Consider the following 15,151-nt stretch of genomic DNA (forward strand, 5'->3'; position numbering starts at 1 on the left):
AAAGTGAACCATATGAAGAAGTTTTTAGTACCTGCCCTGTCCGTAATGGCCGTGACTGTGATGTCATGCGGCGGCGGCGCTACCAAAGAAGCAAAAGATTCAACAGTCGTAAAGGACTCGGTGATAACTGCCGCTCCCTCTTCAACAGCGGTGGACACTACCGCCATTACTGCTCTCAGCGATGCTGACAAGGCTGCCGGCTGGCAACTGTTGTTCAATGGCACCAGCAAAGATGGCTGGCGTGGTTTCAAAAACAAACCCACAGAACCATGGATAGTGGAAAACGGCGTGTTGCACTGCCTGGGCAGCACCACCGATAAAAGTGATAAACGTGGCGACCTGATCACCAATAAAGAATACGAAAACTTTGAACTGACAGCCGACTGGAAGCTGGCGCCTAAAGGCAACAGCGGTATCCTGTACATGGTGACAGAAGAGTTTGATGCGCCTTACCTGAGCGGTCCGGAGTATCAGATCATTGATGATAACAACTTCCCGGAGAAGCTGGAAGACTGGCAGAAAACCGGCGCCAACTATGCCATGAACCCTCCGTTGGTGGCTGCTTCCAATCCTATCGGACAATGGAATACCACTAAAATCATCGTGAACAAAGGACATGTGGAACACTGGCTGAATGGTCAGAAAACAGCTGAATATGACCTCTGGACAGACGAGTGGAAGAAACACAAAGCAGAAGGCAAATGGAAAGATGCCAAGGGCTACGGAATGTCCAAAAAAGGCCACATTGCGTTACAGGACCATGGCAGCGAGATCTGGTTCAAGAACATTAAAATCAAAGAACTGTAACAGGTTGTACCTGCTATAAACAACAAACCCCGCCACATGATGGCGGGGTTTGTTGTTTATAGCGCTAAAACGTTTATTAGATAGCAGCTTCGTATCTTTTGTTGATAGCGTTCCAGTCAACCACGTTCCAGAAAGCATTCAGGTATTCCGGACGGCGGTTTTGATATTTCAGGTAGTAAGCGTGTTCCCATACGTCAACACCCAGGATAGGAATGCCTTTAACTTCAGCAACGTCCATCAGCGGGTTGTCCTGGTTAGGTGTGGAAGAAACTTCCAGTTTACCGTCTTTCACCAGCAGCCATGCCCAGCCGGAACCGAAGCGGGTAGCGCCGGCGGTGTTGAACTTCTCCTTGAAGGCATCAAAAGAGCCGAAAGTGCTGTTGATGGCTTCAGCCAGTTTACCAGTAGGCTGGCCACCTGCATTAGGAGCGAGGCTGGTCCAGAAAAAGCTGTGGTTCCAGTGGCCACCGCCGTTGTTTCTTACAGCAGGGCTGATTTTCCCAGCATTTGCCACCAGTTCTTCCAGGGATTTGTTCTCATTCTCAGTGCCGGCAATCGCTTTGTTCAGATTGTCAACATATGCCTGATGGTGCTTACCGTGGTGAATTTCCATCGTCAATTTATCAATATGCGGCTCTAACGCGTCGGTAGCGTAGGGTAAGCTCGGGAGTGTAAATGCCATAACTCTTGTTTTTATTGGGTTTGAAAATATTATTTACAGATAGTCGCCAAATTTACTGCCAATCCGTTAAAAATCAATTTCAATTTTCAATTACTAAATTAGGCCCTGTCTGATGCTGTGTCATATGGAAAATTATTTTATATTTACATAGACTCGGTTTAACAGGACGTAACATCAGACATGTTTTTTCGTATGTGCCTGACAGTTGTTTACCTATTGTTTGTTTAAAACGTATAGTATGCATACAGGCTCGGACTTAGGGCAAAACCTTTCCCTCACCGCCTTGCAAAAGGAAAATGAGCAGCTAAAAGATCGTCATCAATGGTTGGAGAACATTGTAAACAGTGTCCCTGCCATGCTTTATTGTTATGATAACAATAACAAAACCATTACGTGGTGCAACCATTACCTGGCAGCAGCATTTGGCTATACTCCTCCGGAGATGACCGGTTTGGGGATGGATTTTTTCCGGCATATCATGCATCCGGACGACTTTAAGATGGCGAGCGTAGCTCAGCAGTCATTTATTGACAACAAAAGCCATTTCGGCGGCGTGGCCCGTATCCGTAAGAAGGGGGACACCGACTACCGCTGGCTTCTCGGGATGGAAGTGCCTTTTACGTGGGACAACCACGGGAAGGTGAAAGAAATCATCTGCGCTTTCCTGGACCTTACCAATGCCATTGATACCAATGCCCAACTGACAGTGGCGCTCAATGAGATACTGCGCCGGCAGAATGAAAACCTGCTGAACAAGCTCACCCCGCGCGAAAAAGACGTGCTGGGACTGGCCGTGCAGGGCCTTAATAACAAAGAGATCGCCAACTCTCTGAATTTAAGCCGCTATACCGTAGAGACCCATCGCAAAAATATCCGCCTGAAACTGAAGGTGCGTAATACCACAGAACTGGTGGCCATTGCCCGGAAGATAGGTTTTCAATAATATTCTCAGATGTTAAAATAATATCAGTTTTTTCTGTTTTAGCATTGATTTTTCATGGCCCTCAGCATTTACCATTAAGGATGAAAAATATATTATTAAATTGTATATTATTGATTGTCAACCATTATCGGTGCAAAAAGTGCAAATTTTTTATTGCTAAACTTTGCTAAATTTTCATAAAAATACCCAAGCTTGGGTATTTGCTTGCTTTTGTATCTCCACTAATTTAGTGAATCAAAAAGAAGTATGTTTTTTAAACATCCGGACATGATTATTGGCTGAAATACCCCCTATCACTATGATAACCGAGGAAAGAGCATTTTATATCTTACAACTGGACCAAACTGCCACCGCAGAAGAGATCGTGGAGCGTTATGAAAATCTGAAGGACCAGTACAGAAAGATCAAGGACGAGACGGAAGATCTGAGGACACGGCTGGCCTACCAGCTGAAACAAATTGAACTGGATGATGTGTTCATATACTTCAGAAGAAAACAACGGATCTGATTAACGCAGCTTTTTATAATTTTCATTCATTGTCTTTTTAAGCTCAGTTTTTCATCCATTGTTTGTCTTCAAACAAACACCCTCAAAATTTAACCTGCTTTCAGCTTGCCGGTATTCCCTTGCCCTTCCCGAACATTGTGTTTTAATTGATTATATTTAGGCCATCAAACCCTACCCTAACCAAAAACACGCATTATGAATGTATTTCTGATGATCCTGGGATTTCTGGCACTGATAGTAATCTTATCTTCTTTTGTGACCGTACAGCAGGGCAATGTGGCTATCACCACCATTTTCGGTAAGTATAACCGGATTTTGTTCCCTGGCCTGAACTGGAAAATCCCCCTGATTGAAAAAGTTTTTAAGAAAATTTCCATCCAGAACAGATCAGTGGAACTGGAGTTTCAGGCCATCACGATAGACCAGGCCAACGTTTATTTTAAAGCGATGCTGTTGTATTCCGTTTGGAACCAGGAAGAAGAAACCCTGAAAAACGTAGCCTTTAAATTCATGGACGAGAGAAGCTTCATGCAGGCGCTGGTACGCACCATCGAAGGCTCTATCCGTGGATTTGTGGCTACCAAAAGGCAGGCGGAAGTACTGGGCCTGCGTAAAGACATTACAGAACACGTAAAGGAACAGATAGACAAAACCTTGGAGGAATGGGGCTTCCACCTGCTGGACCTCCAGATGAACGATATTACATTTGATGAAGTGATCATGAAGTCCATGGCACAGGTGGTGGCGTCCAACAACCTGAAAGCTGCCGCCGAAAACGAAGGCCAGGCACTGTTGATCACTAAAACCAAAGCTGCCGAGGCAGATGGTAACGCTATCAAAATTGCCGCGGAAGCAGAACGTCAGGCCGCACAGCTGCGCGGTATGGGCGTGGCGCTGTTCCGGGAGGAAGTGGCCAAAGGTATGACTACCGCTGCCAAAGAGATGCAGCAGGCCAACCTCGATACCTCTGTGATCCTCTTCTCTATGTGGACAGAAGCCATCAAAAACTTTGCGGAAAATTCCAAAGGCAACGTAATCTTCCTCGATGGTTCGTCTGAAGGCATGGACCAAACCATGAAACAGATGATGGCGATGAATAAACTGATGCAGAACCAGAACCAGAAATAATAATTACGAATTACGAATTACGAATTGAGGGCTGTCTATTGGCGTAGGTTACTAGTAACTTTTCCAATAAACAGCCCTCAATTCGTAATTCGTAATTCGTAATTTGTAATTGAATCAGAGATATTTGTCTCCCGCCTTGCGTTCTCCCATGTTACGGGCAGGCACTCCATACCAGATACTGAAAGGCGGTACCGGTTTGAGCACTACGGCGCCGGCGCCAACGATGCTCTGTTCACCAATGCTGATACCATGTTTTACCACCGCGCCAATGCTGACAGCTGTATACGCGCCGATGGTCACATTGCCGCCGGTCACTACCCGTGGGGCTACGCTGGCATAATTGTCCATATGGCTATCGTGGTCTATGGAGGCAGCGGTGTTGACAATACAATGATTACCGATAACGGTGTTGGTATTGATCACAGCATTGGCGGCAATTATATTACCATGGCCGATGTTGGCTGTATTGGATATTACAGCGGAAGGATGAATGGCATTGATGAATTCGAAAGAAGGCATGATGGCCTGTATTTTGGCCACCACCTGGCTGCGCACCCAGTTGTCCCCGATGCCGACAATGCCGCCTGTTATCTGATGTGCGGCCATCAGTTCGGGCAGGTCTTGTTCCCCTCCCAAAACGGTGAGGTCACCAAAGCATACGGTCCCTTTTTCCCTGAAGGCATCAATAAACCCTGTTACCCGGTAACCGGGCATCAATGAAAGGATATCTGCTACGACCCTGCCATGGCCGGATGAGCCGATGACAACGATGTTTTTTCTTTGCATAAATTCCGGTCTCTCAATAAACGTTTGGTTCAGAAATATGGTTAGCGTTTTTGTTCAAAAAAGGTTTTCATCAGTTGCAGGCTTTCTTCTTTGCAGGGGCCTGCTTCCAGTTTTGTTTTGGGATGGAAGGGCGACCGTTCGCCGGTGGCGCGCCGGTAGCTGTTTTTGTCGTCCGCGGCTGCATAAACGATGCGGCCTATCTTGCTCCAGTACAGGGCGCCGGCACACATCAGGCACGGCTCTACGGTGACATAGAGCGTGGCTTCCATCAGGTACTTGCTGCCCAGCGTGTTAAAGGCGGCGGTCAGTGCGATCATTTCCGCATGAGCGGTACAGTCATTTAACCGCTCTACCTGGTTATGCCCGCGGCCAATCACCTGGTTATTGAGCACCACTACGGCGCCGATGGGCACTTCTCCGTCTTCAAAAGCCTTGTGCGCTTCTTTCAGCGCCTGCTTCATATAGTAAGTATCGTCAATCATAATCCTATTTAATCATCTCGAGGAACTCATCTTCCGTGATAATCCTGATGGTGTTGATTTTCTTTGCTTTCTCCAGTTTGCTGCCGGCGTCGTCGCCTACCACCAGGTAGTTGAGCTTACTGCTGACGCCGCTCATGATTTTGCCGCCCTGTTGTTCTACCATTTCTTCTGCCTCGCTGCGTTTCAGCTTATGCAGCGTACCGGTGAAGAGGAAGGTTTGATCAGCGAGATTACCGCCGGTATGGCGTTCACTCTTGGTATTGGTCATGTTGATGCCCAGCGATGCCAGTTTCTCCAGCATATGAATGTTGTCATCATTGGTGAAGAACGCGCGGATGGAGCCCGCAACTTTAGGGCCGATATCTTCCAGCGCCAGGATTTGTTCTTCTGTCCAGTGGCGCAGGTCCATGATGTTGGTGACAGCGTTGGCCAGTGTTTTGGCGGTTGTTTCGCCCACGTAGCGGATACCGAGGCCGAAAATGAGGCGGTGCAGAGGCTGCGACTTGGATTGTTCGATCGCTGTTTGCAGGTTGCTGAGCGATTTTTTGCCAAAGCCTTCCATGGCGCCAATCTTTTCGAAGTCCAGTTCATAGATGCCGGGAATATCTTTCATGAGGCCCTGGGCATAGAACTTACGGACGTTGCTTTCCCCGAAACTTTTGATGTCCATGGCATCTTTGCTCACGAAGTGGATCATCCGTTCCACTACCTGTGCTTCACAGTTGATATTAGTGCAGCGCAAAACGCTTTCCCCTTCCGGTTTTACGAGTTGATCGTTACAAACGGGGCATTGCGTGGGGAACACGATATCCTTTTCTTCTCCGGTACGGAGGTCGGCCACAGACTTAACGATATAGGGGATTACGTCGCCGGCTCTTTCTACCAGCACCATATCGCCCAGTTTCAGGTCTTTCTCCCGGATAACGTCTTCATTAAAAAGAGAGATGGAAGACACCGTGACACCGCCGATATGAACAGGGTCTATCTTGGCCACCGGTGTGATGGAGCCGGTACGGCCCACCTGGAATTCCACTGCGCGGAGGCGGCTGGTAGCCTGACGGGCTTTGAATTTATAGGCGATGGCCCAGCGGGGGTGGTGGGTGGTCATTCCCAGTTTGTCCTGCAGGGCATAGTCATTTACCTTGATCACCATACCGTCGATTTCGTAGGGCAGGTTGTCGCGTTCTGCTTCAAACTGAAGACAGTAATCGATGACAGCCTGAACGCCTTTCACTACTTTTTTCTCTTTGGCAGGGCTGCGGAAACCGAGAGTGGACAGGAGGTCCAGGGTACCGCTATGTGTTTTGATGGCATCCGGTTCCTGTTGACCTGTTTCCATGGTATGATAGCTCATGTGATAGAGAAACGCTTCCAGGCCACGTTTGGCCACTTCGTTAGGGTCTACCATGCGCAGTGAGCCCGAGGCGGCGTTGCGTGGATTGGCCAGCGGGGGCAGGTTTTCAGCGATACGTTTATCGTTGAACGCTTTGAAGGTGTTTTTATTGATCAGCACTTCCCCGCGTATTTCTATCTGATGGATACCATATTTGGAAAAGCTGGCGGACAGCGGGATAGAGCGGATCTGGCGGATGTTGGTGGTAATGTCTTCACCGGCGATGCCATCACCGCGGGTGGCGCCTCTGGACAGCCGGTCGTTCTCGTAAATAAGGGAGATGCTGGCACCGTCGAACTTAGGTTCTATACAGTATTCTATTTCCTGTAATCCTGCGGCCTCCCTGGCTTTGCGGTCCCAGTCAATGAGGTCGTCCGCATTGTAGGAGTTCTCCAGGCTAAGCATGGGCACGAGGTGCTGTACGGTCACAAATTCTTTGGTAAGGCCTTTGGCCACACGCTGGGTGGGAGAGTCGGGACTGATCAGATCAGGATGTGCTGTTTCCAGTTTTTTCAGCCAGGCAAAGAGCTGGTCGTACTCATAGTCGCTGAGTATGGGATCACTCTGTACATAATAACGCCAGTCATTGTAGGTAATGACCCGGCGTAATGCCTCCAGGGTTTCGTCAATGGAATGGAGCAATGTTTGTTGCTGTTGGTGCTTCAGCAGGTCTTTGGCCAGCTGTGCCAGGGTTATTTCTATTTCCTTTGTGTACATAATGCTTGATACTGAGCTGTAAAAATAAACTTATCTTTCCGCTTCGCTAAAACAAAGCAAAAAATTCGGTCTTTTTGCTTTTAATGTCCCGTTTTTTTCTTTCATTTGAATTATGATTGCCTTATCACAAGGTTTAAGACGATAACAGTAATTCCACGCATTTTTATGATGTCTATGTACACCAAAAACATCAATACTCACCTTGTTGAGATTAAGAGTTATTTCAAGGTTGCCATATCGGTAGATTGTGTCATTTTCGGGTTTAACGGAAATGAGCTGAAAGTGCTGCTGATAGAGTCTGACCTGAAGGAATATAAAGGGAAATGGTCATTGCTGGGAGATGTGGTGCGGCCGGACGAAGAGCTGGACGAAGCTGCCTACCGGGTACTGAAAGCACGTACGGGGCTGGATGATTTGTATATGGAGCAGGTGCAGACATTTGGCGCGATCAATCGTCACCCTGCAGGCCGCGTAATCACAGTAGCGTATTATTCGCTGGTGAACATCGAACATGTGGAATTGAAAAAACATAATAACGACCTGCACTGGCATTCGGTAAAAGACCTGCAAAACATGGCGTTTGACCATAAGCAGATACTGGACACGTGCCATGAGCGCCTGAAACAGCAGGTGATGGTGCAGCCTGTCGGTTTTAACCTGCTGCCCAAAAAGTTCTCGCTGCGTGAGCTGCAGAACCTCTATGAAGCTATCCTGGACGTAGAGCTGGACCGTCGTAATTTCCGGAAGAAGTTCCTGTCTATGGACCTGCTGATGGACCTCAATGAGGAAGAAGAGGATGTGCCGCACCGTCCTGCCAAACTATACAAGTTCAACTTTGATAAATATGACCAGCGTAAAAAACGCTACCTGGGTATTGGTTTTTGAGCTCCCGGTGTAGCCAGCAGACAGTCAGTGAACACATGATACCGGTCATTATTTTGACATGATATTTTTTTAGCCCTCCGGTGGATATCCACCCAGATTCCTGTTAATATATATGTCGATGAAATCCTTTGCCATGAAGGATTAAGCGCGTTATGCCCCGTGGCGCGGAGGTTTGAACTTATTTCTCCATAAAAAGAGAAAAAAAGTTTGTTTTTAACAAAAATTTAAGTAAGATTGTGTAAAATATACACACCTTGAAAATAAGGGTGGGATGAAAACCAGAATTTAAATCGTATTTGTACGTTTTTGCCATTAAGTCGGAGTTAGATATTTTCCATTTATCAAGTATGCCAGAAAGAAATCAATAAAGTATTTTATCAATAGTTTGATTTTATAGTTCCACGTTATGAAACAAGAAGGCCGCTGAGCACTTTTGTAAGTGTCTTATTTTCTACGCTTTCCCTTGTACAGTGGTTTGTACAGGGGAAAGTTGTTTTAGGGAAAAACTAACCCATTCCGGATATGCTTAAATAATTTGCAACAGGAATCTTTTTCCGTTTGATCTCTTCTAAACCCCTGTTACTCCTGTATTTCAGGCAGTTTTTCCGTAACTTGCATAGCTCGCAAAGATTGGTAATCCGGCAAAGGACAGCTCCTTTGTGTGAAAAAGAATCTCATATGTCATATACACCACAACATAAGGTCCGCATTGTAACCGCAGCAGCACTGTTCGACGGGCATGACGCCGCTATCAACATCATGCGGCGTATCATGCAGGCCAAGGGCGCCGAAGTGATCCATCTGGGACATAACCGCTCCGCTGCGGAAATAGTAGACTGTGCGGTACAGGAAGACGCACAGGGAATAGCCGTAACCTCCTACCAGGGTGGGCACGTGGAATTTTTTAAATACATGTATGACCTGCTGCAGGAGAAAGGCTGCGGACACATTAAAATCTTCGGTGGCGGTGGCGGCACCATCCTGCCTGCTGAAATAGAGGAACTGCACGCCTATGGCATAGCCCGCCTGTATTCCCCTGATGATGGCCGCCAGATGGGCCTCGAAGGCATGATTGAAGATCTCATCAGCCAATGCGATATTGCTGTTACCCCACTGACCAGCGGCGGCAACGTGGAAGACATCCCCCAGCTGAAAAAAAGTAAAAACCCGAAAATCATTGCCCGCGCTATCAGCCTTGCGGAAAACGACATGCCGGTGGCACTGCTGAGCGGCGCCAAAGCCCGGAGAGCCGTGACCGTAGATGCCGAAGAAGGGACACATATCACCAGCACGCCGGCAGACAAAACCTCTCCGGTACTGGGCATCACCGGCACCGGTGGTGCGGGTAAAAGCAGCGTGACAGACGAACTGGTACGCCGCTACCTGACCCATTTTTCAGATAAGACGGTGGCCGTTATCTCGGTAGACCCATCCAAGAAAAAGACCGGCGGCGCCCTGTTGGGCGACCGTATCAGGATGAACGCCATCCACCACCCGCGGGCCTATATGCGTTCCCTCGCCACCCGCGAGAGCGACAAAGCCATCAGCGAACATATCCAGGAAGCCATCGATATCTGCAAACTGGCAGGCTTCGATTTTATCATCCTCGAAACATCCGGTATCGGTCAAAGCGATACTGCTATCACCGACTACTGCGACGTGTCCCTCTATGTGATGACACCGGAATATGGTGCGGCTTCACAGCTGGAAAAAATCAACATGCTGGATTATGCAGATGTGATCGCCATCAACAAGTTCGACAAAGCTGGCGCCCTCGATGCCCTGCACGATGTGCGCAAACAATATAAACGCAACCACACCCTGTGGACGGCCAAAGATGAAGAGCTGCCGGTGGTAGGCTCTATCGCCTCCCAGTTCAACGATGCAGGCATTAACCTGCTTTTTGAAAGGGTGATGGAAAAGGTAGTGGAGAAAACCGGCGCCCCCTTCGGCCCGATGGCGCATGAAAGCCTGAAATCCACCACTACCAAATCACAGATCATTCCGCCTGCCAGGGTACGTTACCTGGCGGAAATCGGCGAAGCTATCGCCGACTACAGCAAATGGGTGGATGAACAATGTAAAATCGCCACACAGCTCTACCAGATTGCCGGCGTAATCGCCATCGATGCTGCCAAAGCCCCGTTGCTGGCCGATATCCAGACGAAGCTGTCCGAAGCGCTCCATCCGGAATGCAAAAAACTGGTGGACGAATGGCCGGCGCTGCTGAAAAAATATGCGGCAGACAACTACGAATTCCAGGTAAGGGACAAGGTGATCAAACTACCACTGTTCACCGAAAGCCTCAGCCATAGCCGCATTCCGAAGGTAAGTCTGCCTAAGTACAACGACTGGGGAGATATCCTGCGTTGGCAGCTCACTGAAAACCTGCCGGGAGAATTCCCGTATGCTGCCGGCGTATTCCCGCTCAAACGCGAAGGCGAAGACCCTACCCGTATGTTTGCTGGTGAAGGCGGTCCGGAAAGGACAAACAAACGCTTCCACTATGTATCACTCGATCAGCCGGCCAAACGCCTGTCCACCGCATTCGACAGCGTAACGCTCTATGGGGAGGACCCTGCCGTGCGTCCGGACATCTACGGAAAAATCGGAAACTCCGGCGTAAGCATCGCTACAGTAGATGATGCTAAAAAGCTGTACAGTGGCTTCGATCTCTGCGATCCGAAAACATCGGTGTCTATGACCATCAATGGTCCGGCGCCCATCCTGCTGGCCTTCTTCATGAATGCTGCCATCGATCAGCAGTGTGAAAAATATATCCGGGAAAATGGACTGACCGAACAGGTACAGGCCACTATCCGGGAGAAATTCAAAGACCATCCGCTGCCGCATTATAACGGCGACCTGCCTGCCGGAAACGACGGTCTGGGCCTGTCTCTGCTCGGCATCTCCGGCGAAGAGGTGCTGCCGGCCGAGGTATATCAGAAAATCCGGGCACATGCCCTCAGCACTGTCCGTGGTACCGTACAGGCAGATATCCTGAAAGAAGACCAGGCCCAAAACACCTGTATCTTCTCCACCGAGTTTGCCCTCAAACTCATGGGCGACGTACAGGAATATTTTATCACACAGAAAGTCCGCAACTTCTACTCTGTCAGCATTTCAGGGTATCACATCGCTGAAGCCGGCGCTAATCCGATCACGCAGCTGGCCTTCACGCTGGCCAACGGTTTTACCTATGTGGAATACTACCTGAGCCGCGGCATGCATATCGACGATTTTGCGCCTAACCTGTCGTTCTTTTTCAGCAACGGCATGGACCCTGAATATGCCGTCATAGGCCGCGTGGCGCGCCGTATCTGGGCTAAAGCCATCAAATACAAATACAAGGGCAACGATCGTTCCCAGAAGCTGAAATACCATATTCAGACTTCCGGCAGAAGCCTCCACGCACAGGAGATCGACTTCAACGATATCCGCACCACGCTGCAGGCACTGTACGCCATATACGATAACTGCAACTCCCTCCATACCAACGCCTATGACGAAGCTATCACCACGCCTACGGAAGAAAGCGTGAGAAGGGCCATGGCCATCCAGCTGATCATCAACCGCGAACTGGGCACTGCTAAAAACGAAAACCCGGTACAGGGCTCTTTCTTTATCGAAGAACTGACCGACCTTGTGGAAGAGGCCGTGCTGGCGGAATTTGAACGCATCACCGAACGCGGGGGCGTTCTCGGCGCAATGGAAAGGATGTACCAGCGTAATAAAATCCAGGAAGAAAGCCTCTACTATGAATCACTGAAACATACCGGTGAATATCCTATCGTAGGCGTAAATACGTTCCTGAATAAAAACGGTTCCCCTACCATTATTCCGGCAGAGGTGATCCGCTCCACCACAGAGGAAAAAGATTTCCAGATTAAAACGCTGGAAGCCTTCCAGCACCGCCACCAACATAAAAACGCCGCTGCGCTCAAACAGCTGCAGCAGGTGGCCATCAATAACGGAAACCTCTTTGCGGAACTGATGGAAACAGTAAAACACTGTTCCCTCGGACAAATTACCCATGCGCTGTATGAAGTAGGGGGGCAGTACCGCCGCAACATGTAACTGCGATGGACATGATGAGATAAAAAGAAGATAATCATTGATTTATTATATGGGCTGGCCTTTTGGGCCGGCCCATTGTTTTTGGGACGTGTTAAGGACAATCCCCCGGCGCTAAAAAACTTTCATTTTACGGGTCGGGAACAATATATCTGCCCTGGGCTTTAGCCCCGGGAAATGTTATATTAGTATTATCAATCGTGTGGCTATTGTGTCGCTCTGGACGCCTGTTCTATTTTTATCAGTCTTATTGATTTATTATCTGCGATTATCGACATGCATATGAAAAAGATGCTTTTCAGTGTGCTGTTACTGGCCTCATTACAGGCCACAGCACAAACGCCTGACACCGTGGCCAAACGGGTACTATTGCCAAACGGATGGTCCCTGACGCCGGTAGGACACTCCCTGCCACTGGGAGACCTGCCCCTGAATATGGTGCTCTCCGCTTCCGGAAAATACCTCGCCGTAAACAACAATGGCCAGAGCAAACACACCTTGCAACTGATAGACGCCCGGCAGGAAACACTGCTGGACGAGGTGGTCATCCCCAAATCATGGTATGGGCTGGCCTTCAGCAGGGATGAGAAAACGCTTTACGCTTCCGGCGCCAATGATAACGTGATCAGGGAATACCAGCTGCGGGAGAACAAGCTGGTCGCTACCGACAGCATCCGCCTTGGCCTGTCCTGGCCCAAGGAGAAAATCTGTCCTACCGGCATGGCAATGGATAACTCACGTAACAGGTTATACGTAGTGACCAAAGAGGACAACAGTCTTTACCTGCTGGACCTTGCAACGAAAAAAGTGATTAAGCGCATTCCATTGTCAGCAGAGGCTTTTACCTGCCTGTTGTCTAAAGACAATAAAACGTTGTATATCTCGCTGTGGGGAGGCGATGCTATCGCAGTGTATGATGTTGCGTCCGATAAAATAGTAAACGAGATTAAAACAGGTAGTCATCCTAATGAAATTATTTTATCGAAGAACGGTAAATACCTGTATGTGGCCAATGCCAATGATAACTCGGTATCTGTTGTTACCACTGCAGATGGTAAGGTGATCGAGAGCCTGCACGCCGCGCTGTATCCCGATGCGCCGGCAGGTTCTACTACCAATGGGTTGGCGCTGTCTGAAGACAATAAAACCCTGTACATCGCCAACGCAGACAATAACTGCCTGGCGGTATTTGATGTGGCCACACCGGGCAAAAGCCATGCGGAAGGGTTTATCCCTGTAGGCTGGTATCCCACCTGTGTGCGTGTTACCGGCAAGAAGGTACTGGTGGCAAACGGTAAAGGTTTCACTTCCATGGCCAACCCGGAGGGCCCTAATCCTATCAGCCGCAAGGATGCCAGCGGATCGCACCAGGCCAATACCCGCAAAGACCGGCCGGTACAATATATCGCAGGCCTGTTCAAAGGCACGCTGTCTATTTTCCGCGAACCGGAAGAGAAAGTGCTGGGCCAGTGGTCGAAGCTGGTGTATGACAACACTCCCTATACGAAAAACAAAGAGCTGCATGCTCCCGGTGAAAAAGGGAACCCCATTCCACAGGAAGCCGGACAAACGTCTCCGATCAAATACGTGTTTTATGTCATCAAGGAAAACCGTACCTACGACCAGGTGCTGGGCGATATCAAAGGTGGGAATGGTGACAGCAGCCTTTGCATTTTCCCCGAGCGTATCACGCCCAATCAGCATAAGCTGGTAAAGGACTATGTGCTGCTGGACAATTTTTATGTGGATGCAGAAGTAAGCGCCGATGGCCACAACTGGAGCACCGCTGCTTACGCTACCGACTATACGGAAAAGACTTGGCCCACCAGTTATGGTGGCAGAGGCGGCACGTATGATTATGAAGGCAGCCGTAAAATAGCCTATCCGAAAAAAGGGTTCATTTGGGATTACTGTGCCCGTGCGGGCGTGAGCTTCCGCAGCTACGGGGAATTTGCGGGTAAAGGCTCCGCTACCCTGAAAACGCTGGATGGCCACTATTGCAGGGATTATCCATCGTTTGACCTGAGCATCCTGGACGTGGACCGTCAACAGATCTGGCAGCATGATTTTGATTCTTTGCTTGCTGCCGATGCGGTGCCTCGCTTTAATACTGTCCGCCTGGGCAACGACCATACCAGCGGTATGCGTAAAGGCGCTTATTCTCCCTATGCTTCCGTGGCAGACAACGATCTGGCGGTTGGCAAGCTGATCGAATATATTTCCCATAGCCGTATCTGGAAAGAGAGCGCCATTTTTATCCTGGAAGACGACGCCCAGAATGGTCCTGACCATATCGATGCGCACCGTTCCACCGCGTATGTTATCAGTCCCTATGTAAAACGGAATACGGTGAACCATAATATGTATTCTACTTCCGGCATGCTGCGTACCATGGAGCTGATTCTCGGCCTGCCGCCGATGAGCCAGTATGACGCCGCCGCTACGCCCATGTGGGAACTGTTTACTGCTACACCTGACCTGACGCCTTATGTGGCACTGGAAGCCAATGTGGACATCCGTGAACGGAATACCGCCTGGAACGAGAGCGCCCGCCGCTCCGCAGCTTTTGACCTGGCGCATGAAGACAGGGTGCCTGACCTGGAACTGAACGAAGTGGTGTGGAAGGCCGTCCGTGGCGAGAATGCGGTGATGCCGGCCCCCCGTCGGAGCGCCTTTGTGAAGCTGCAGGAAAAGGAAGATGATGACGATTGATAAATCGTTTAAGCAAATCCGGGAAACTTTTCTA

Annotated in this window: 11 protein-coding genes; 7 read left to right on the top strand and 4 right to left on the bottom strand. The window is 49.2% G+C overall.

Annotated features, from left to right (window positions below; genetic code table 11):
• Nucleotides 1–12: 12 nt before the first annotated feature.
• Nucleotides 13–807 (top strand): DUF1080 domain-containing protein, encoded by a 795-nt coding sequence (locus HGH92_RS13150; RefSeq protein ID WP_168871160.1) that lies wholly within the window; start codon nt 13–15, stop codon nt 805–807.
• Between the two features lie 76 nt (nt 808–883).
• Here the strand turns inward: HGH92_RS13150 and HGH92_RS13155 are convergent, their stop codons facing one another.
• A complete protein-coding gene (locus HGH92_RS13155; protein WP_168871161.1) occupies nt 884–1,489 on the bottom strand; it encodes a superoxide dismutase in 606 nt (201 codons plus the stop codon).
• A 238-nt stretch (nt 1,490–1,727) separates the two neighbouring features.
• Between HGH92_RS13155 and HGH92_RS13160 the strand changes: the two genes are divergently transcribed.
• From HGH92_RS13160 to HGH92_RS13170, 3 genes are all read left to right on the top strand, one after another.
• Nucleotides 1,728–2,432: a LuxR C-terminal-related transcriptional regulator gene (locus HGH92_RS13160; RefSeq protein ID WP_168871162.1), complete on the top strand. Its 705-nt coding sequence runs from the start codon at nt 1,728–1,730 to the stop codon at nt 2,430–2,432.
• Between the two features lie 298 nt (nt 2,433–2,730).
• A complete protein-coding gene (locus HGH92_RS13165) occupies nt 2,731–2,940 on the top strand; it encodes a hypothetical protein (RefSeq protein ID WP_168871163.1) in 210 nt (69 codons plus the stop codon).
• Between the two features lie 195 nt (nt 2,941–3,135).
• Nucleotides 3,136–4,068 carry an SPFH domain-containing protein gene (locus HGH92_RS13170; RefSeq protein ID WP_168871164.1) on the top strand — a complete coding sequence of 311 codons (933 nt, stop codon included), beginning with the start codon at nt 3,136–3,138 and terminating at the stop codon, nt 4,066–4,068.
• A gap of 114 nt (nt 4,069–4,182) precedes the next feature.
• Here the strand turns inward: HGH92_RS13170 and HGH92_RS13175 are convergent, their stop codons facing one another.
• From HGH92_RS13175 to ligA, 3 genes are read right to left on the bottom strand one after another with little or no spacing between them, the layout of a single operon-like run.
• Nucleotides 4,183–4,854, bottom strand: a complete 672-nt coding sequence (locus HGH92_RS13175) for an acetyltransferase (RefSeq protein WP_168871165.1) — start codon at nt 4,852–4,854, stop codon at nt 4,183–4,185.
• 41 nt (nt 4,855–4,895) lie between these two features.
• Nucleotides 4,896–5,336, bottom strand: a complete 441-nt coding sequence (locus tag HGH92_RS13180; protein WP_168871166.1) for a nucleoside deaminase — start codon at nt 5,334–5,336, stop codon at nt 4,896–4,898.
• Nucleotides 5,337–5,340: 4 nt separating this feature from the next.
• Entirely contained in the window at nt 5,341–7,446 is a 2,106-nt protein-coding gene (gene ligA / locus HGH92_RS13185) for an NAD-dependent DNA ligase LigA (protein WP_168871167.1), read from the bottom strand.
• A gap of 165 nt (nt 7,447–7,611) precedes the next feature.
• Between ligA and HGH92_RS13190 the strand changes: the two genes are divergently transcribed.
• From HGH92_RS13190 to HGH92_RS13200, 3 genes are all read left to right on the top strand, one after another.
• Nucleotides 7,612–8,331 carry an NUDIX hydrolase gene (locus HGH92_RS13190; RefSeq protein WP_168871168.1) on the top strand — a complete coding sequence of 240 codons (720 nt, stop codon included), beginning with the start codon at nt 7,612–7,614 and terminating at the stop codon, nt 8,329–8,331.
• Nucleotides 8,332–9,009: 678 nt separating this feature from the next.
• Complete coding sequence (locus HGH92_RS13195; protein WP_168871169.1) at nt 9,010–12,408, top strand: methylmalonyl-CoA mutase family protein; 3,399 nt, start codon at nt 9,010–9,012, stop codon at nt 12,406–12,408.
• Nucleotides 12,409–12,687: 279 nt separating this feature from the next.
• Nucleotides 12,688–15,117: a bifunctional YncE family protein/alkaline phosphatase family protein gene (locus HGH92_RS13200; RefSeq protein ID WP_168871170.1), complete on the top strand. Its 2,430-nt coding sequence runs from the start codon at nt 12,688–12,690 to the stop codon at nt 15,115–15,117.
• Nucleotides 15,118–15,151 lie beyond the last annotated feature (34 nt).

Source organism: Chitinophaga varians, assembly GCF_012641275.1.
In the GTDB taxonomy this organism is placed as follows: domain Bacteria; phylum Bacteroidota; class Bacteroidia; order Chitinophagales; family Chitinophagaceae; genus Chitinophaga; species Chitinophaga varians_A.